General features: G+C 60.6%; 19 protein-coding genes and 2 tRNA genes. 10 read left to right on the top strand and 11 right to left on the bottom strand.

Going from position 1 to position 19,004, the window contains the following annotated elements:
- The first annotated feature begins 214 nt into the window (after positions 1–214).
- Positions 215–502: a hypothetical protein gene (locus tag ACNOHI_RS19015; RefSeq protein WP_420476272.1), complete on the top strand. Its 288-nt coding sequence runs from the start codon at positions 215–217 to the stop codon at positions 500–502.
- On the opposite strand, the gene ACNOHI_RS19010 is transcribed toward ACNOHI_RS19015, so the two are convergent.
- Both ACNOHI_RS19010 and ACNOHI_RS19005 read right to left on the bottom strand, forming a co-directional pair.
- The gene (locus tag ACNOHI_RS19010; protein WP_420476271.1) at positions 499–687 is read right to left on the bottom strand and encodes a hypothetical protein; all 189 of its coding nucleotides are present in this window, start codon (positions 685–687) and stop codon (positions 499–501) included. The two genes, ACNOHI_RS19015 and ACNOHI_RS19010, sit on opposite strands and share 4 nt — an antisense overlap.
- Positions 688–720: 33 nt before the next feature.
- Positions 721–1,146 (bottom strand): hypothetical protein, encoded by a 426-nt coding sequence (locus ACNOHI_RS19005; protein ID WP_420476270.1) that lies wholly within the window; start codon positions 1,144–1,146, stop codon positions 721–723.
- A gap of 174 nt (positions 1,147–1,320) precedes the next feature.
- Here ACNOHI_RS19005 and ACNOHI_RS19000 point away from each other — a divergent pair, with 174 nt between their 5' ends.
- From ACNOHI_RS19000 to ACNOHI_RS18990, 3 genes are all read left to right on the top strand, one after another.
- Positions 1,321–1,647, top strand: a complete 327-nt coding sequence (locus ACNOHI_RS19000; protein WP_420476269.1) for a hypothetical protein — start codon at positions 1,321–1,323, stop codon at positions 1,645–1,647.
- A 143-nt stretch (positions 1,648–1,790) separates the two neighbouring features.
- Entirely contained in the window at positions 1,791–2,222 is a 432-nt protein-coding gene (locus ACNOHI_RS18995; protein WP_420476268.1) for a J domain-containing protein, read from the top strand.
- 317 nt (positions 2,223–2,539) lie between these two features.
- A complete protein-coding gene (locus ACNOHI_RS18990) occupies positions 2,540–2,917 on the top strand; it encodes a hypothetical protein (protein ID WP_420476267.1) in 378 nt (125 codons plus the stop codon).
- 57 nt (positions 2,918–2,974) lie between these two features.
- Here the strand turns inward: ACNOHI_RS18990 and ACNOHI_RS18985 are convergent, their stop codons facing one another.
- Positions 2,975–4,477, bottom strand: a complete 1,503-nt coding sequence (locus ACNOHI_RS18985) for a hypothetical protein (RefSeq protein ID WP_420476266.1) — start codon at positions 4,475–4,477, stop codon at positions 2,975–2,977.
- 555 nt (positions 4,478–5,032) lie between these two features.
- Between ACNOHI_RS18985 and ACNOHI_RS18980 the strand changes: the two genes are divergently transcribed.
- Both ACNOHI_RS18980 and ACNOHI_RS18975 read left to right on the top strand, forming a co-directional pair.
- Positions 5,033–5,302, top strand: a complete 270-nt coding sequence (locus ACNOHI_RS18980; RefSeq protein ID WP_420476265.1) for a hypothetical protein — start codon at positions 5,033–5,035, stop codon at positions 5,300–5,302.
- 249 nt (positions 5,303–5,551) lie between these two features.
- Complete coding sequence (locus ACNOHI_RS18975) at positions 5,552–6,064, top strand: surface-adhesin E family protein (RefSeq protein ID WP_420476264.1); 513 nt, start codon at positions 5,552–5,554, stop codon at positions 6,062–6,064.
- An 874-nt stretch (positions 6,065–6,938) separates the two neighbouring features.
- On the opposite strand, the gene ACNOHI_RS18970 is transcribed toward ACNOHI_RS18975, so the two are convergent.
- From ACNOHI_RS18970 to ACNOHI_RS18960, 3 genes are all read right to left on the bottom strand, one after another.
- Positions 6,939–7,148 (bottom strand): hypothetical protein, encoded by a 210-nt coding sequence (locus ACNOHI_RS18970; RefSeq protein ID WP_420476263.1) that lies wholly within the window; start codon positions 7,146–7,148, stop codon positions 6,939–6,941.
- A 62-nt stretch (positions 7,149–7,210) separates the two neighbouring features.
- The gene (locus ACNOHI_RS18965; protein ID WP_420476262.1) at positions 7,211–7,519 is read right to left on the bottom strand and encodes a hypothetical protein; all 309 of its coding nucleotides are present in this window, start codon (positions 7,517–7,519) and stop codon (positions 7,211–7,213) included.
- Positions 7,520–7,709: 190 nt separating this feature from the next.
- Positions 7,710–8,036 (bottom strand): hypothetical protein, encoded by a 327-nt coding sequence (locus ACNOHI_RS18960; RefSeq protein ID WP_420476261.1) that lies wholly within the window; start codon positions 8,034–8,036, stop codon positions 7,710–7,712.
- 242 nt (positions 8,037–8,278) lie between these two features.
- On the opposite strand from ACNOHI_RS18960, the gene ACNOHI_RS18955 reads away from it, so the two are divergent.
- The 3 genes from ACNOHI_RS18955 to ACNOHI_RS18945 all read left to right on the top strand — a co-directional run bounded on the left by ACNOHI_RS18955 (position 8,279) and on the right by ACNOHI_RS18945 (position 9,619).
- Entirely contained in the window at positions 8,279–8,707 is a 429-nt protein-coding gene (locus tag ACNOHI_RS18955; RefSeq protein ID WP_420476260.1) for a cupin domain-containing protein, read from the top strand.
- 44 nt (positions 8,708–8,751) lie between these two features.
- Complete coding sequence (locus ACNOHI_RS18950) at positions 8,752–9,363, top strand: hypothetical protein (protein ID WP_420476259.1); 612 nt, start codon at positions 8,752–8,754, stop codon at positions 9,361–9,363.
- Positions 9,364–9,543: 180 nt separating this feature from the next.
- Positions 9,544–9,619: transfer RNA gene (locus ACNOHI_RS18945), tRNA-Asn, on the top strand.
- Between the two features lie 60 nt (positions 9,620–9,679).
- On the opposite strand, the gene ACNOHI_RS18940 is transcribed toward ACNOHI_RS18945, so the two are convergent.
- Positions 9,680–11,344: a methyl-accepting chemotaxis protein gene (locus ACNOHI_RS18940; RefSeq protein WP_420476258.1), complete on the bottom strand. Its 1,665-nt coding sequence runs from the start codon at positions 11,342–11,344 to the stop codon at positions 9,680–9,682.
- A 165-nt stretch (positions 11,345–11,509) separates the two neighbouring features.
- Entirely contained in the window at positions 11,510–14,044 is a 2,535-nt protein-coding gene (locus ACNOHI_RS18935) for an EAL and GGDEF domain-containing protein (protein ID WP_420476257.1), read from the bottom strand.
- A 332-nt stretch (positions 14,045–14,376) separates the two neighbouring features.
- On the opposite strand from ACNOHI_RS18935, the gene ACNOHI_RS18930 reads away from it, so the two are divergent.
- Complete coding sequence (locus ACNOHI_RS18930) at positions 14,377–16,014, top strand: methyl-accepting chemotaxis protein (RefSeq protein WP_420476256.1); 1,638 nt, start codon at positions 14,377–14,379, stop codon at positions 16,012–16,014.
- Between the two features lie 16 nt (positions 16,015–16,030).
- On the opposite strand, the gene ACNOHI_RS18925 is transcribed toward ACNOHI_RS18930, so the two are convergent.
- The 3 genes from ACNOHI_RS18925 to acs all read right to left on the bottom strand — a co-directional run bounded on the left by ACNOHI_RS18925 (position 16,031) and on the right by acs (position 18,759).
- Positions 16,031–16,357 (bottom strand): CzcE family metal-binding protein, encoded by a 327-nt coding sequence (locus ACNOHI_RS18925; protein ID WP_420476255.1) that lies wholly within the window; start codon positions 16,355–16,357, stop codon positions 16,031–16,033.
- Positions 16,358–16,530: 173 nt separating this feature from the next.
- Positions 16,531–16,621 (bottom strand) — tRNA-Ser (locus ACNOHI_RS18920).
- A 155-nt stretch (positions 16,622–16,776) separates the two neighbouring features.
- Positions 16,777–18,759 (bottom strand): acetate--CoA ligase, encoded by a 1,983-nt coding sequence (gene acs / locus ACNOHI_RS18915; RefSeq protein WP_420476254.1) that lies wholly within the window; start codon positions 18,757–18,759, stop codon positions 16,777–16,779.
- Between the last annotated feature and the right edge of the window lie 245 nt (positions 18,760–19,004).

Here is a 19,004-nt window from a genome sequence, read left to right as displayed (position 1 = left end):
ACGGAATCCGGCGCGCGCATGTTTCTCCGGGACGCGCCGTGTTTCTCCAGCAAAATACGTGCCGCGCCAAAACCGGGCGTAAAGAGGCAAAAAGCGGCGACTCTCCCATATATATGGCTAGGCCGGCAACAAGTGCGGTGTTTAAATGCACACTTGAAAACCGACTCATTGCACGCCACCGCTCGACGCCATGTGGAGAAAAAAGAACAACCCGATGGTTTACTGTTCCGAATGCCGGTCGCGCTTGCCCGCGCAAGCCGAAGCCTGCTCGGAATGCGGTTATCCGGTGACCGCTCACACCCGCGAGTACATCCGGCACGAGAGCTCGGGAAACGCCGACCTGGAATACAAGCTGGTCCAGTTGCTCGGGGCAGTCGTATTCGCAGCAGGGGTATTCGCTGCCTTCGCGGAATCACCGATTGCCGCGACCGTTGCGCTAACGATTGGCGGAGCCACCTATCTCAGCGGCCTGATGGGTGCATGGTGGAACAGCGGGGATTAAACCGCGGCTTCCGCTCCGGCGTGCTGTGCCTCGGTACGCGCTTGCAATACCTCCCGCAACGCCTCCGCAAGCATGTCGAGTTGCACCTGGCCCGACACCATCATGGTCGGAAGACCACAAGCTCGCACAGCCTGCTCGAGTTTGCGCAATGCGGCGAGTTCGCCGGAACATGAGTGCATTGACATGCTTTTATTTCCGTTAAAGAAGATCCGAACTCCCTAGACCTCTTCCTGGATGCTTTGTTCCGTATCGGCAAACATGTTCCCTTTCCCTTCGCCCTTCGCGCGCGTGATCCTCGTCAAAAAGCCTGCAAGTTCGCTTGGTAGGATGATTGAAAAGGAAAGGCAATGCAGATCGAGACCATCGGAAAATACCAGCTTCACCTCATCGCGCACGAACTGCCCGGCCAGGCGGCGTGGGATCCTTTTATTACTATCCTCCGCTTCGACGACGAACAGCAGGATTTCCGATGCGTCGTCGAAAAGCGGCATGCGAGCGACCACCCGTGCCCCACTTACGAAGACGCGATCGACGTTGCGCGTCGTGCCGGCACCTCGCTTATCGAATCCGGCCGGCTCTGACCTCTTTACTGCGTCACTTCGTTTCCCTAGGGACAGGATTTCGTTGACTTGGGATAATGTCATTTCTTGTCCCTGTTGGCATAATGGTCTTGTGGCGAACTGTGCATGCACGTCCCACCGGTCATCCTTGCAATCAGATCGTCCCGCATGCGACCGGCCATCCGGCCCTTGGCCTCGGATGCGTTTCATTTCAAGGAAGGGCTTATGAAAGATTGGCCACGCAGAGGCAGTCAATTTGTGCTGCTTCTAGGCCTTGCGCCTTTCCTGCACGGATGCGCAACGACATCCGGAGACGGCCCGGTACGCCAGTGGGGCGAGTCGGGTCTGCGGCTGAAACGTGAAGCCGCATTGCGAGCCGCATGGCGCGGGCGGCCTTATCAGTCCCTGCTGGATGCTTTCGGCACGCCGCGCATGGTAATGAACGTTCCGGGCTACCGCGTCATCCGAACCGAGGTCGTTGTCTACGGCACCGTAGACAAGGTTTCCAACTGTATCGATGCCTTTACCGTCATTCGTCCAGGATCCGAGGACGACGTGATGGTGTCGGACTATTTCTGCCGCTGACACGGCGTATCCTGGCAACAGCACTCCCTCTTGATAAAGTGCAATGAGATGCATTCCCATGCGTCTACCATGGCACAAGGTTCTGCGAACGTCGCGCAGCCGTTTGAATCCATTACATAAGAAACCCTTTTCGAGCTGCCGCCATGGCACGGATCCACACGCATTACGACAACCTGAAGGTCGCCCGCGATGCTCCGCCTGAAGTGATCCGCGCCGCCTACAAGACGCTGTCCCAAAAATACCATCCCGACCGCCACGGCAATAGCGCCGAGGCGATTCGCATCATCCAGATCATCAACTCCGCCTACGCGGTGCTGTCAGATCCGGCCAAGCGCCGCGAGCATGATGACTGGATCGTCCGCAATGAAGCGTCGGCACGCAATATCGGTGAACCGGAATTCAGGGAATGCAGTGTTTCGCAAGGCCCGACCCGCGCGCGTTCTTCGCGGCGCTCGCGTCGCCGGCACTCTTTTGCCTACTACTATCTGCGCTATGAAACGGCGCTCCAGCGCGCTGCCCACAAGTTCCGCATGATGCTGGACCGGTATTCGCGCAAGCTCTTCCGTAAGACGTAATCGCCATTTGAGCGCGCGCAGCCAGGGCGCGCCAGGCCGATGACGAGACGCAATTCCCTGGCCTCCGCGAGATGGTGTAATCAGGAAAAACAACAACCATCAAGGAGACTTCCATGCTGTTTGCCGTGATCGCGCTCGCAGGACTCATTACGGCCGGACTTGTCGCCGGCGCATGCATCAACGTCCTTCTGCAGCTCGAGGATATCGACAACGCGCACTGAAAGCGCCCTCTGTCGCTCCCCTTCCCTCAGGTTTCATCGCTACAATAGTGAACGCGTGTCATCTCGGTGTGACTAAGCAGGAGGAGGTACCGACGAATGGATTGCAACGATCGGTCTCGATGGCAGAAGCTGGTTCACAGTGTGCAGTACATCTGGCGCCTGGCGGTTCCTTTCTGGCGCTTCCGTGACGCCGGCAAAGGAACGCTGGAACAGCGCATTGCGAACTACCGGCATAACCGCTCGCAGCGAAACATCCTTCCCTTTTACGTGTGGAAATGGATTGGCATCGCGATCTGCATGTTCCAGATCATGCGCCTGCTATCCGGACTCATGGCCGCCACTGCGGTTGAAAGTGCAAACCATCTCTATGCGACGCTGTTCTGCATGAGCGCCGGCATTGGTTTTGCGTTTTCCTGCATTGTGATTGCGCTGCTGACGAGCAGCTACGTATTCCTTAGCTGCGTGAAGAAATAAACGCGGGGACGCGGAATGCCACGGCCCCTGACAGGCCGTGGCAACTCAGGAAAAATACTACTGCTTGCGGCCGATGAAGCCACCAATGACCGCTGCACCGCTTGCAGCCGACATGCGGAAGGCACCGGCGATTTCGGCAGGCCCGGAACCGCTGGACCCTGTCGCCACAACCGGACCGAACAAGCGGCCGCCGACGCCACCGCTCAACGTGCCGTTGCTTGCCGTTCCGGTCAGGTAGTTGGCGACGTTGGCGCCGGACGCACCCAAGGCAGTCGTCGCGGTGAACGTTGCCGGGACAGGTGTTCCTGCCGCATCAAAGGTCGCCGTGCTCTGCACCGATACCGTCGCCTGACGCGTCGCGAAATTGACCGTGACCGTTGCCGTGCCGCGGAATACCGGCGGCTCCGTCAGCGTGCCGCTGCCATACCAGCCATAGGCAATGCCGGTATAGGTTGCCGTGCCGGTCGTCGGCACGGACGCCGGCGCCGTCACATCACCGAAGGCAACAATGCCGCGGCGGTTCTTGTTGTGCTCGTTGCCGAGGTTGGCCCATTCCTCGATCAGGACCGTGTCCTGCGACACCCAGGTACCAAGGTTCGCATATTGCAGGCCCCAGTTCGAGAAGTTGCGATAGCCCTTCGATCCGGGGAAAGGAACGCCGACACCCGTACCGCCCGAAAGAATCGTGACGCTACCGTTCGGACCAGGCGTGCCGTTACCGGCATGAATGTCACCGTCCTCATGGAGCCGGCCCGCGCTTACCCAATCCGGTGTCGTTCCGCCTGCGCGCCAATCGCCGGCCTGGTTTTGCAGTCCGGCCGATTCAACGGTTGGGCAGGGAGTGACGTCCGCCGGGCAGCGTGACGGATTGTTGGGACGGGGGAAATAGGCATTGTTGGCGTAGTTCGCCTGGGTACCTGATGTGCCGCGCGTGGCGAAGTCATAGAAGTTCAGATCGGACGGGTCGGGCAATGTGCTGAATGCAAGCGCGCCGGATGCGTTCAGTTGCGCGCGGCTCAGTGCCGTGCGGAAGGTTTCGATGATAGGCGGACGCTCCGTACGACCATCCCAGGACAAACCGAGGTTGCTCAGCAGCAGGCCGGCGGTCGTCACGTTGCCGGCCGCGTCCTTGGCAATGCGCATCTCCGCCACACCATTACCATCTTCGAGCGCGAAGCCCGAGGCGCTCGTCTTCATCGTGTTGTTTGCCGCCAGGTCGCTGGTCGACTTGCCGTAGACCTGCACACCGGAGCTCGACAGGCCGACACCGTTGTCTGTGCGAATGATGCCGCCGCCGCTGCACTGGAACCCTGCACCATCGGCGCAGCTCATCGTCGTCGCCCCTGCTACCGTGCCGGGCGAAGTCGGTGTCCCTGTCGATGGCGTACCAGTCGAGGGCGTGCCGGTTGACGGCGTACCAGTCGAGGGCGTTCCACCGGTTGATGTATCCGGCTGTGCCGCTGCCGGCGAGTCGCCGCCACCGCCACCACAGGCAGTCAATACTGCGGCGGCAATGAGCGCGGCGCAGAGCGGCTTGATGCTGAAGCGATGGCCTTCCATGTCTCGCTCCCCAGCGCTGGCGTTATTGCGGTGCCTTCCCGAGAACGCTTGCACCGCTCCTTTTTTATCGATGAGCTTTTCCATCCCGAACCTTTCATGTTTGTCGCATTGACGTTCCCCGATTGAGCACGAGGATCCGTGTCGATTTCTCTCTGCCGGCAGGAACCTGAACGGCACGCCGCCATTCCAATGCACAGATACGCATGCCGGAGAGGCGGCGCGATACCCGTTGCTTTCCCGGCTGAAGCTCATCATCTATTGCTTCGAAAAATCGCTTCTTGAGAACTATTAAGGCAGGTGCATTTGCGCATCGCCTGCAACACACTGTTACGACTGGTCGAAACAGCGCGCGTGAGATGCCGCACGGAACGACCTGCATTGGCATGGCTGAGACGATTTCGCGAGCGAAGAGAAATGGACGTGACGATTGGAAAGTGTGTGTCGATTTATCGACACCGTCAGAATAAAAACTCTAAAACTGACCGTCCCGTGGTACGAGCCGGAGATCGAGACTTATACTGAAATTTGTGCGATGCAGTGACCTGTGAGGCGATCATGGAAAAATCACATTCGCGGCCATTGACCAAGCGTGTGCCGCCCGTCAGCAAGGATGCGTTCAACCTCAATGTGGTGGTTCGCCAGCGCGGCGCTTCCGCCAAGCGAGAGCCGCCGCAGGACAAGTTGAGCCGCGAAGATATTTCGCGATGCATCAACATCTGGGCAAGCTTGTACCTCAATGAGGATGATGCAGCGGAGCCCGGCGACCTGTGTCTGCCGAGCCGTCCCTGGGCGGGACGAAATCCTTCCATGAAGCGGTTCGAATAGGCGATAAAAAACCGGCTCGTGGCCGGCTTGAGAAGGACCCTTGTAGGGCTTGGGGATACCGAATACTACAACATCCCGCGAGCGCAATGGAATAATTTGCGCCCCGGGCGGTATCCCTTCACTCTCCCTCAGCACGGCGCCCTCGGCGCATCCTCATCACACCGTACCTGCAAAGCGATAGAAATGTCCCCGTGAAGCCGCTACTATTCCAGAGTTGGCGGAAAACAATAACATCGGGGAGTGAGCGCAATGAACAGGTTCCTGGCGAAATGCATCGCTGCGGCGATGGCGATCTCGGCATCGCCATCCTTCGCCCAGGCAAATGGTGACAAGATCCTCGATTCCCTCTACGAACGAGGACAGCGCGAAATGGCGCCGAACTGGCGCGGCTTGGGGAAGACCCGTGAGTCTGCGGTATTTGTCCACCAGGAGATCAGGAAGGCCGACAACGGCATGCTGTCGGTGTGGACGCATCATGAATTGCCCTCACCGGGGTACATCGACAAGGAGAAACATTATCTCTCCACGCGTGACCGCATGCTTGTCGATTGCAAGGGCGCACGCACGGGAACCACGGATGTCGCCTATTATTCCGAGCGATTCGGATTCGGCGCAGTGGTGGGCACATCGCGCTCAAAGGCGGAGCTCGCCGACGTCGTGCCCGATTCGATTGAGGAATTGCTGCTGAAGGTGGTCTGCGCGCCGAAGCCCGCGAAGGCGCCGCAGAAAGCGAAATCCACCACGCCGCCGGCAAAGGAATAGCGCTCCGCTTCCACCTTGCGTGTGGAAGCGGCCTGCCGTTCACGTCAATATGACGGGCAACGAACGCTTTACTTGAACGACTTGACGGCGAGGATGATCAACCCGATCGACGCCGATGCCCTGATAGCCGCTGAACGCAGCCTGCCCATATTCAAGAGCGCAAGGCGGTTTCCCTTTAAACGTATCCTGTTGTGCAATGACCTTCCCATGTCGTCTCCTCCGATCACTGGAAACATCCAGTTACAGAAATTATAGGAAGCAGGTCATGACGGGAATGTGACAGCAAGCACAATCGCAATTGCGCCGCCGCAAAAACAACAGCCGATGGAGTGTCATTTATCCACGTATGCCAAGCGCCGGCACGACCGGCGGCAATGTCCCTCCTCCTGGTCGCGGTGTTACAGCTTTCGCCTTGTTGCCATCGTCATGCCGACGGTCGCATGCGGCGACAACCGAGACGACGATCAGTACGAGAATGGCAAGTCGGTCAGGCGTGGGACGTGGGGGCATGGTCTACCTTCTTCACTGCGGTGACCGTCCTAGACCGCAAATCGTTTCCGCGGTTCAACCCGTTACCCGAAAAAGAGGAATTCAGGCCCCTTTTATGGTCATGTTGACAGCGAAGGTTGACAGGGCCGCAATGGAGTGCCTATCGGGCGGGTTCCGCACCGATGCCACTGGGTCCCGGAGCCGCAGGATTGCCGGCCCCGACTCCCATGCCCGCGCCAGGAACCGAGAGAGGTGCGCCTTGTGCATCATTTGACCCCTGCACTGCAGGAGGCGGCGGGCTCAGGCGCGCCCCTTCGGGGGTAATCATGCATCCGGCCATGACAGCCGCGATGCATAGCGCGATGACAAGCTTCCCCATGTTCCGTCACCATCCCAGTCCGATGCCGACGCCGCCCCCGCTGCGGCCGCCCCACGATCCGGCACCGATGCCGATGTGAACACCGGCGCCCGGGTAGGTTGGATCGCTGTAGACGCTGTTGGGATCATTTGCGGCTGCCGTGTCGTGGCCGTTGGGAACCGATGCGCAGCCCGCCAGGCAAGCCGCACCCAGTAGCGCGAGAAGTGAGAATTTCATAATGCCTCCGGATACGCGTTCGATGAAGTTAGAGCGTGTCCGGGAGGGAGGGTTCGACCGTCTCAGGCAGGCTCTGCCAGCCAGTCGAGCGCGTCCGCCTTCGCGCGGAATACCTTGACGCCGAGTTCATCGGGATCGAGCAGAGCCATGGCGGTGTCGGCGGAGATCTGGGAAAACTTTGCCGGGCTGTAGACCCAGGCAAAACGCTGCATGCCCAGTTCCTTCATGCGCGGGAACCATTCCTTCGCCGCCCATTCCGCCGCGCCCATCCACAGGCCGCGCACTTCGGTATTGTCGTTCAGGATGCGAAACGCCTTGTGCCGAACCATCATGTCCAGGAGATGCGCGCATCCGTGCGTACCAGTGTTCATGCTCTGGTACCCCTTCCAGCAGGCATGAAGGATGTGAGTGTCTGAGTCGAGGAAAATTTCTATGGAAGAATCGCTGTACAGCTCGAGCATGGCGTCCTGGATATGCATGAAGGCCCGGGTAAGCGGGCCGATCGATAGTAGCACATGCAGTACGGCTTGGCAGGCACGTGACGCGCCCCGGGGACCGCTCTTAACGGCAGAAGTAATTCACGACGGTCGGGACGCCTGCGTGATTGACGGTAAAGGCGTGCGCGCAGTTCGCGGGAAGCTTCGCATGATCGCGGTAGACGACGACCGTGGTGTTGCGCATGTTCGGATAGTCCATGACGGTGCTTGGTTCGCCATAGGTTTCGAGCAGGTCCTTGTACGGCTTGCCGGCCCATACCTGGTTCAGCTGCCGCTCGCCGCCGGCGCGCTTCGACGTTCCGTTTTCCGCCTTGTTCGACGCACATCCCGCGACCAGCGTGATCACTGCGCAGCCCACGACTGCCTTGAAGAATCCCGCTCCCTTATTCACTTCCCGCTCCTTGCTGCCAACTATTGAAAATGCAACGCCGGGTCGAATTGTAGGGAGCAGCAATGTTGGCCTCAAGACATGGATATGGGATTTCCAGTCGGCAATGAGAGACTATTGCGGATTCCTTGACACAAGTTAAGACCCTGGCAGCAAACACCGCGGTCGAGGACGGACAAATCTCCGCCGCCGCGACAGACATATACTGTCGCGGTGATCGGGTTTCTCCTGCCAAAGGAAAATGCATGCACGAACAAAATGCAGAGCAGCGCGTGACCGTCGTGAGGCCGGATGCGGAAGTCCTGACACGCCAGCGTCTCCCGTATTTCATCGGGATATCCGAAGCAACCGTCGGCGCGCGTGGCCTGTCGATGCATCTCGTGGTGATTCCACCCGGCGCGCGTGCTGCACCCCACGTGCACGCGGAGTACGAAACAGCCATTTACGTGCTCGAGGGTCGCGTGGAGACGCGCTACGGCATGGCGCTGGAACACGCCGTGGTGACCGTGGCCGGCGATTTCCTCTTCATTCCACCGGGCGTCCCGCATGAGGCCATCAACCTGAGCGAAACGGAACCGGCGCGCGCAGTGGTCGCACGCAATGATGCGAACGAACAGGAGCGCGTTGTGCCGTACACATTATCGATTGGCCCGGGCGATAGCATGACAGCGTGAACGATTCCGGCGATACGGCGACAAACGAGCTTTGGAGGCTGCACATGGGCCAGACTGGCGTAAATGACATCAACCGCCTCATTGGCGAATTCACTGATTTGCAGGAAACCTGGGAAAAGGATCCCGCGCACTTCGACTGGACGCGACTGGAAACCCTGGCACGAGACGGCGCACAGGCATACAACGAGGGTGCGGGCCCCTCCTTTCATGCACTCGCGCTGGATGGCGTCGAACACCATGTCTTCCACGAACGCTTCCTGGAATTCCTCCTGAAAGCCGGCTTCGATGCCTTCCGGCTCGCTCGGCCGGGGACCGGAGTCGCACCGATTCCCGTCATCGACCATGCAAGCCTTCGCGAGGCCGCGGACATCAACCCCTCATCCGCGCGCATGCATGCATTGCTGATGCAGGTCGCGCGCGAACGCTTTGCCGCAGTGGCCGAACAAGCGGCCACGCACGGAGGCATCGACCCGGAAACGGCACAAGTCGTCGCTGCGTGCGCGGAATCGCTGCCGGCCGACCTGCTCGAACGCATCGCGCCTGAGCTGCTCAGCCCTCGACAGACAGGCCGGCGCCGTCGCTCCGTCGACCCGGTGGAAGGCTACCTGAGCTCGGCGGAAGTGATCGTGGAAGGCAGCCACGTCCCTTACGGCTGACATTTCAGCAAATGAAATGCCGGACAGAAAAGCGCCGGGACGGCCGGAGAATCGCGACTCGCATTTCGGCGAGACCGGTCTACACTGAGAGTGGGATTGGTGCCGAAACCAAGGCGTCCGCATTCATTGCACGGCGACACTAGACTTTTTGACGATGCGCCACTACAATCTCGCCTCTCTTCCCCGATAGCTCAGCCGGTAGAGCGACGGACTGTTAATCCGCAGGTCCCTGGTTCGAGTCCAGGTCGGGGAGCCAAAATTCAGAAGGGGGCTGCATCAATGCAGCCCCCTTTTTCTTTTGTGCATCGCCGAGCGATCACGCCGCTCGCCAGCTTCCCAGGCTGATCACCCGGCCGGTCGGCCTCGGCGCGGCGGTTCTTGCCAGTGCGTCCTGCCCGGCTTCCACCGTGGATTCTTCCGATGCGTCGATCCTGAACAGGCGCACGATCTCCTTCAGCGAATGCGCCTGCTCCTGCAGCGAGGCTGCCGCTGCGGCGGCTTGCTCCACCAGCGCCGCGTTCTGCTGGGTCGCCTCGTCCATCTGGTTGATCGCCAGCCCCACCTGTTCGATGCCGGCGCTCTGCTCACGGCTGGCAGAGGTGATCTCGCCCATGATATCGGTGACGCGCTTCACGCTATCCACGATCTCCTGCATCGTGTCGCCGGCATCGTTCACGTAACGGGTGCCGGCATTGACCTTCTCGACCGAGTCGCCGATGAGGGCTTTGATTTCCTTTGCCGCGGTGGCCGAACGCTGGGCGAGGCTGCGCACTTCCGCGGCCACCACCGCGAAGCCACGGCCCTGTTCGCCAGCCCTTGCCGCTTCCACAGCCGCATTCAGCGCCAGGATGTTGGTCTGGAACGCAATCCCGTCGATCACCGCGATGATGTCCACGATCTTCTTCGACGACTCGTTGATCGAGGACATGGTGTCGACGACCTGCGATACCACCATGCCGCCCTTCAGGGCAATCTCTGCCGCCGAGCGCGCCATGCCGTTGGCCTGCGACGCATTGTCCGCGTTCTGCTTCACCGTCGACGTGAGTTCCTCCATCGACGATGCCGTCTCTTCCAGGGAGCTTGCCTGCTGGTCGGTGCGCGCCGACAGGTCAAGGTTGCCGGCCGCGATCTCGCTCGATGCACTGGCGATAGTATCGGTGCCGGTGCGGACCTGGGTGACGATGGAGGCGATGCTGTCGCGCATGCCCTTGATCGCATGCAGCAGGCTGTTGTTGTCGCCCTGCTTGAGGACGATGTCGACCGTCAGGTCACCCTGTTCGATGCGGCGCGTGACTTCGGCTGCATATTCCGGCTCCCCGCCGAGCTGGCGCAGCAGGCCGCGCGCGATCAGAAGGCAGATGGCTGCCAGCACCGTCGCCAGGACCAGGGTGCCGACCGAGAATTTCTGCACGCGGGCGATGACCGCCGCATCGACAGTGTCCACATAGACACCGGATCCGATCACCCACCCCCACGGCGCGAAACTCTTTACGTAGGAAACCTTTTGCACCGGCTGGTCCTTGCCGGGCATCGGCCACAGGTAGAAAACGTACCCGGCGCCGCTTGCCTTGACCGTGTCGACGAATTCGACGAACAGCCGCTTGCCCGTCGGGTCCTTGTTTTCCGACAGGTCCTTGCCGTCCAGTTCAGGCTTGATCGGATGCATAACCATCTTCGGATGCATGTCGTTGATCCAGAAATATTCATTGCCGCCGTAGCGCAGCGCCTTGACTGCCTGCATCGCCTGCCGCTTCGCTTCTTCCTGCCCCAGCACGCCCTTGGACGCCAGCTGTTCGTAATGCGCGAGGAGTCCGTGCGCGGTCTCAACTGACTGGCGAACGCTCGTTTTGCGCTCGTCAAGGATCAGGCTGCGTTCGGAATACAGGAACAGCGCCGCGAGAACGATGATGCCGAGGACGGCGCTTACGGTCAGCATGCCGAGTTTTCTGGCGATGCTCATGGATTGAAGTCGATGAAACATGGTGCGCTCCTCCCGGATGGGCCGCCGGGTCTTGCCCGCCGACGTGTCTGTCTATGAAATTGATTATAGGAAGCGCACCGGCGATTCAAGCCGGATGTGATGAAAGATGAGATTTTGATGCTTGAAAATGTGACAACGCGCGCTCGATTCCCGCGCGGAAGGGCGTTACAGCAGACGCGAAAAGGCGTCCGCCGCGACGGGCTTCCCGAACAGGAAACCCTGTGCCGAGGTGCAGCCGATCGACCTCAGGTAATGTGCCTGTTCGGTGGTTTCCACGCCCTCCGCCACGACCTTGAGATGCAACCCCTGGGCCATGCCCATGATGGCGCTGGTGATCGCCATATCGTTCTGGTCGCGGCCGATGCCGCTGACAAAGGAGCGGTCGATCTTCAGCGCATGGATCGGAAAGCGCTTCAGGTAGGACAGGCTGGAATACCCGATGCCGAAATCGTCCACCGACAACTGGACGCCCATCTCGCTCAGGCGCGTGAGCGTGCCCATGTTGTCGTCACTCGGCTGCATCAGCATCGTCTCGGTGATCTCGAGGTCCAGCGCGCGCGCGGGCACCTCGAATTCCTTCAGGACCCGTTCCACGAGTTCGGGAAAATCCTGCTGGAAAATCTGCCTGGCCGACAGGTTCACGGACACGCACATATCCATCCGTCCGCGCGCATGCCATTGCGCCAGATGCGCGCACGCCTCGCGCAACACCCACTCGCCGATCTGCACGATCAGTCCGCTCTCTTCGGCAATGGAAATGAACTGTTCCGGCGGGACCATGCCCCGTTCCGCATGATGCCAGCGCACCAGCGCCTCCGCGCAAAAGATGCGGCTGCTCTCCATGTCCACCTGCGGCTGGAAATGCAAGGAAAGCTCGCCGCGAGAGAGAGCCGAACGCAGCTGGTTCTCGGTCGCCAGGCGATACTGGATCGACGCGTTCAGTTCCTCCGTAAAGAACTGGTAGTTGCCGCGCCCCTTCGCCTTTGCGTGGTACATGGCGGTATCGGCGGCGCGCATCAACGTTTCCGCGTCCTTCCCGTCATCCGGGTACAGGCTGATGCCGATGCTGCCGCCTGTATGCAAGACATGCCCTTCCAGCTCGAACGGCGCATCGAGTACGCTCAGTGCTTTCGCGGCGACCAGTGCCGATTCCTGCGAGTGCCGCAGCGACGCGAGCAGGATCACGAACTCATCGCCGCCCAGCCGCACCAGCATATCGTCCTTGCGCAGGCAGGCCTGCAACCTGCGTGCCGCGCCCTGCAGCAACAGGTCGCCGACATGATGGCCAAGCGAGTCGTTGATGCGCTTGAAATTGTCGAGATCGATGAACAGCAGGCCGACGATGGACTTGCGGCGCCCGGCGTGCGCAATCGCCTGGACCAGCGCGCCGTGCAGCATCGTGCGATTGGGCAGACCTGTTAATGCGTCGTGTCGGGCCAGATGACTGATGCGTTCTTCGGCATCCCTGCGCTCGATCGCAATGCCTGCAATATGCGAAGCCAGTTCCGCCACCCGCAGGTCTTCGGGCTTGGGACTGCGCGGCTCGACGTAATACATGGCAAAGGAACCTCGCACCTGCCCTCCAGATACACGGATCGGCGTTGACCAGCATGCCCGCAGCTTGTGCCGGGTGGCGACTTCGCGGTAATCGGTCCAAAGCCGGTCGACGAGAATATCGCTCACGATCACTGGCTTGCCGGTGTACATCGCCGTGCCGCACGAACCGGCGGTCGGTCCGATCGGTTGCCCATCGACGGCACGGATGTATTCGATCGGGAGGTTGGGCGCAGCGCCATGCCGGACGTGGACGCCATCCTTGTCCAGCAGCAGAATGGAACCCAGCATGCCTGGCGTCTGCGACTCGATCAGGAGAACGAGCTTCTCCAGTACCTCATCCATCGGCGCGCCAAGCGCGATCATTTCCAGCAGCTGGTTCTGGCCGGTACAGATCAACTGCGTCTTTTTGCGTTCCGTAATGTCGAATACGACGGCGGCGAACAAGGTTTTGCCGGAATGCCGGAACTTTCCCAGGGAAATTTCGAGCAGCATGGTGTGACCTTCCTCGTGGCGCACGGTCGCCTCGATCCTCTGCCAGTTTTCCGAAGCCTTGCCGCTCCCAAGCGCCTCCCTGAGGGCGCTCGCGTCTCCGGCGCAATGCGCGGGAATCATCCGGACAAGGTTCCGCCCGGTCAAGGTATCCGTCTGAAGTCCGAAGGCATGTCCCGCGGAAGCATTGGCGTATGTGATCCCGCCATCGCGATCGAGGATCAGGATGGCATCGGCCGCCGCTTCCGCTGCCTGGCGGTATATCTCCTCGTTTTCCGGAACCGCATCAAGCTGGCGTCGTTCGTCGAGCGCAAAGAAAAACGCGACGCCCCGTTCCTGTGAATCGGCAAAGAGCGCGCAGCCGGCAAGGACGCGGACGCGACGACCGTCCTTGGCGGTGATTGCCGTCTCGAAGGGAAGGATGCTTCCGGAAGCGCGCAGGCTTTCGCGCACGCGGAAGTCCACGGAAAGCGCTCCCGGCGCGCTGAGGTCGGCAAGCCTGACAGTGCCCGCCTGGAGTTCCTGCGGCGTATATCCGGTCATCCGGCAGAACAGGTCGTTCGCCTCGACAATGCCGCCGTCAAGCTTCCAGCAGCACATGGGGACGATGTCGGCCTTTGCGAGCTGTCGGATCGACTCTTCGCCAAATGGCATCGTGGATGTCAAAGCGCACCTCGTTGGGGTAGCAGTGGCGATTAGACAGTGGCTCAGTGTGATCGTTGTTGTTCACACACCACTTCACACTTAAGCTATGTCATCACATGGCAAAAAAATCCCATGAATATGGTATGCAAAAAAGCAACTGCATCCTTTCTAATTGCAAAAAGGCAAGCCATTTAGATATTTCTTGACTCCTGTCATTGCCTTCCCCCGTTCGTTTTGCTAGCTCCGCGCCGCCAGCCAAAAGCAAGCTCCGCGCGCTGCTGGAGTGACATTGCGTGTACATCCGGCGCATTTGTCCGTTGCCCAACCCAAAGGACTGCGAAATGAAGAATTCACTGAACACCCGCCTGCTTGCCGCTTTCGGCATGATGATCCTGATGATTGCCCTTGGCGCTGGTGTCGCCGGCTGGTTCACCTGGAAAGCCGCGGCGGACTATCGCTCGCTGCACCTGAAAACCGAAGGCACGGCCGAACTGGCAGCCGCCGAAAGCGGGCTCTGGCAGCTGCGTTACGCCATTTCACAGGCGACCTCTGCCGATGACGCGGGCGTGCGCAAGTATGCAGATGCGGAAGCAGACATCTATAAAGCGATCTGGAAAGCGCTGGACGCATACCGGCAGACCAACCTCGGCACCGAGGAAGCCCGCGCCCTCACCGCACTGCGGGACGTGTTCCAACGCTACACCGAAGTGCGCCCGCCGTGGTTCAAACTGCGTCTGGAGGGAAAGGCCGATGAAGCAAAGGAATACCGCGGAAAGTTCACCACCCCGGTCGGCGCATCCCTGGTCAAGGCATTCGATGAACAGATCCGCCTGCACACCCAGGCCTCCCAGGACAGGATCAAGGAGCTGGAGGCCGAAGCGAGCCGCGTGCGCGTCATGGTCATCGCCGTCAGCATGCTCGCCCTGGCGGTCGCCGTCGCCCTCGCCGCCTGGATCATCCGCGTACTGACAGGCCCGGTCGCCCACGCTACCGCCGTTGCCCGCCGCATCGCCGACGGCCATCTCGCCAACCAGATTGCCCATGACAAGGGCCCCATGGGCGACCTGCTCAAGGCCCTGCGCGAAATGCAGTCCAGCCTCGCCACCACGGTCTCGGCCGTGCGCGCCAATGCCGAAAACGTCGCCACTGCCGGCAATGAGATTGCCGCTGGAAACAGCGACCTCAGCGCCCGCACCGAGCAGCAGGCGGCCGCTCTCCAGAAAACTGCCGCGTCCATGGAAGAGCTTTCCTCGACCGTGCACCAGAACGCGGACAACGCGAGGCAGGCAAACGGACTCGCCGTCAATGCATCCGAAGTCGCCGCACGCGGGGGCGAAGTCGTCACCCAGGTTGTCGGCACGATGCGCGACATCAACGACAGCTCGAAGAAGATCGCCGACATCATCGGTGTCATCGACAGCATCGCCTTCCAGACCAACATCCTCGCACTCAACGCCGCGGTCGAAGCAGCCCGCGCGGGCGAACAGGGCCGCGGCTTCGCCGTCGTGGCGACGGAAGTGCGCAGCCTCGCTCGCCGGAGCGCCGACGCCGCGAAGGAAATCAAGGAACTGATCCACTCCAGCGTCGAGCGTGTCGGGCACGGCACTGCCCTGGTCGACCGCGCCGGCGCGACGATGAACGAGGTCGTCAGTGCGATCCGTCGCGTGACCGAGATCGTCGGCGAAATCAGCGAAGCCAGTGCCGAGCAAAGCCGCGGCATGCAGCAGATCGACGAGTCCGTGCAGCAGATGGACGAGAGCACCCAGCAAAATGCAGCGCTGGTCGAGGAAAGCGCCGCCGCAGCCGAGAGTCTGCGCACGCAGGCTCAGCAGCTCGTGCAAGCGGTTGCGGTGTTCAAGCTGGGAAATGAAGGCGGAGGCGATGCACGCGTCGTAGATATCGGGCAAGGCCAGCGTGTAGCGGCGCCGTCACTCAAGCACCGAACTGTACAACCTCGCCTGACCGCTTCAGGCAGGTGACGCCTGGCCGATGCTTTTATAGGCCAAGTCCGCGATCTCCATCCCCTCCTCCGATGTACCGGGGGTCGGGTGCCAGGTAGACGAATACCGGACGGTCGAGCACACCCGGTGGAGCAACCCGGCTGAGATCGAAGCGGCTTACACCGGTGCCAACGTTGAACGCCCAGGCGAAAGATTTGCCGCCGACAACGAACTTCACGATGTCGCCGCCAGTAACGTTGACCCATTTTGTGTCGGAGCGGATCTCGATGGTCTGGGTGGCAGCCGTGTCCGGCGCGGGATCACCCAGCATCTTCACCGGCGGTTCGGCACTGAGGTGCGCGCATGCAGATATGACAACCATGGCGCAGAGGGGGAGGCAATGCCATTTCATGATGAACCTTCGCAGGCTTGATGTATTTGGACACCCGCGCCAGCCTGCCGTTCGCGACTTGAAACGCCACACACAAAATGGCAGTACCGGAAAACAAAAAACCCGCATCAGCTGACAGCTCGATGCGGGTTTTCTTTACGACTTGGCGGAGAGGGGGGGATTCGAACCCCCGATAGGCTATGAACCTATACACGCTTTCCAGGCGTGCGACTTAAACCACTCATCCACCTCTCCTGGATTCGGGTTCGCAAGCGCGAAGCCAAAGATTATAGCAAAGACTTTTCGATTTGTTGCACATTTTCTGTTTCATGCCGGAAAAGCCATAAAAAAACCGGTGCGGCTTGTGGCCGCACCGGTCCTTTCAGTCTCCTCGCGTTGTTCGGCTTGGCTTATTGAGCCTGCTTCAGTTGCTCCAGGATGGCCGGATTCTCGAGTGTCGAAACGTCCTGGGTGATCTGGTCGCCCTTGGCCAGCACACGCAACAGGCGGCGCATGATCTTGCCCGAGCGGGTCTTCGGCAGGTTGTCGCCGAAGCGGATTTCCTTCGGCTTGGCTATCGGACCGATTTCCTTCGCCACCCAGTCACGCAGTTCTTTCGCGATTGCCTTGGCTTCGTCGCCGGTCGGACGTGCACGCTTCAGCACGACGAAGGCGCAGATCGCTTCGCCGGTGGTCTCGTCCGGCTTGCCGACCACGGCGGCTTCCGCCACCAGCGGGTTGGCAACCAGCGCGGATTCGATTTCCATCGTGCCCATGCGGTGGCCCGAGACGTTCAGCACGTCGTCGATACGGCCGGTGATGGTGAAGTTGCCCGTCTGTTCGTTACGCACGGCGCCGTCGCCGGCCAGGTAAAGCTTGCCGCCCAGCTCTTCCGGGAAGTAGCTCTTCTTAAAGCGCTCCGGATCGCCCCAGATGGTACGGATCATCGACGGCCACGGACGCTTGACGACGAGAATGCCGCCCTGCCCGTTCGGCATGTCATGGCCGGTTTCGTCCACGACGGCTGCCATGATGCCCGGCAGCGGCAGCGTGCAGGAACCCGGAACCATCGGCGTGACGCCCGGCAGCGGGGAAATCATGTGGCCGCCGGTTTCGGTCTGCCAGAAGGTATCGGCGATCGGGCACTTTTCGTTGCCGACGTTCTTGTAGTACCACATCCAGGCTTCCGGATTGATCGGCTCGCCCACGGAGCCGAGCAGGCGCAGGGACGACAGGTCGTACTTCTTCGGATGCACGTCGGCATCGGCGTCGGACGCCTTGATCAGCGAACGGATCGCGGTCGGTGCGGTGTAGAAAATCGTTGCCTTGTGCTTCTGGATCATGTCCCAGAAACGGCCGGCGTTCGGGTAGGTCGGGACGCCTTCGAAGACGATCTGCGTCGCGCCGACGGCCAGCGGGCCGTAGGCGATATAGGTGTGGCCGGTGACCCAGCCGATGTCGGCGGTACACCAGAACACGTCGGACGGCTTGATGTCGAAGGTCCACTTCATCGTGAGCATCGCCCACAGCAGGTAGCCGCCGGAGGCGTGCTGCACGCCCTTCGGCTTGCCAGTGGAGCCCGAGGTGTAGAGCACGAACAGCGGATGCTCGGCATCGACCCATTCCGGTTCGCAGGTCGCGGCCTGGCCGGCGAGGACGTCGTCGAGCCACTTGTCGCGGCCGGCGACGAAGTTGATGTTGGCGCCGGTGCGCTTGTAGACGACGACATTCTTGATCGTTTCGCAGCCGCCCATGGCGAGCGCTTCGTCGACGATGGACTTCAGCGGCAGGTGCTTGCCGCCGCGGACCTGTTCATCGGCGGTGATGACGGCCACGGCGCCGGCATCGATGATGCGTTCCTGCAGGGACTTGGCGGAGAAGCCGCCGAACACCACCGAGTGGGTCGCGCCGATACGGGCACAAGCCTGCATGGCGGCGACGCCTTCAACGGACATCGGCATGTAGACAACCACGCGGTCGCCCTTCTTGATGCCCATGGACTTGAGGCCGTTGGCGAACTGGCAAACCTTGTCGTGCAGCTCCTTGTAGGTGACCTTGGTGACCTGGCCGCCATCCGCTTCGAAGATGATCGCGGTCTTGCCGGCGTTGCCGTTCTGCAGATTGCGGTCCAGGCAGTTGTAGGAAACGTTGAGCTGGCCGTCTTCGAACCAGCGGTAGAACGGTGCCTCGGACTCGTTCAGGGTCTTGGTGAAGGGCTTTTGCCAAGCGATGTTCTCGCGTGCAAGTTGCGCCCAGAAACCCTCGTAGTCGCGCTCTGCTGCAGCGCACATCGCCTTGTAGGTTTCCATGCCGGAGATGTTCGCGTTCTTAACGAAATCTGCCGGCGGGTTGAAAATGCGATTTTCCTGTTTCAGGGTTTCGATATCGGACATTTGTGTCTCTCCCGCGCTCATGTTGAATTGAAGCGAAGTTAAGCTTTTACTCTTACTAAAGCCTTACATGTCAATTGCATATGCTCATGCGCCCCGCGCACAAGCGCGTCAAGGCAGCGCGCGAAAGCATAGCAAAATTGCATTTTTAATATCAAGATGAGCGACTTGCAACAGCCTGTTGCATTGCAAGAATCGGCGGAGCGAAAACGCCAGCCCGTGTAAAATGCTGGGGTTTCATTCCTGCC

It is taken from the genome of Noviherbaspirillum sp. ST9, from assembly GCF_048799745.1.
Taxonomy (GTDB): domain Bacteria; phylum Pseudomonadota; class Gammaproteobacteria; order Burkholderiales; family Burkholderiaceae_D; genus Noviherbaspirillum.
This window is presented reverse-complemented; position numbering and strand designations above follow the sequence as displayed.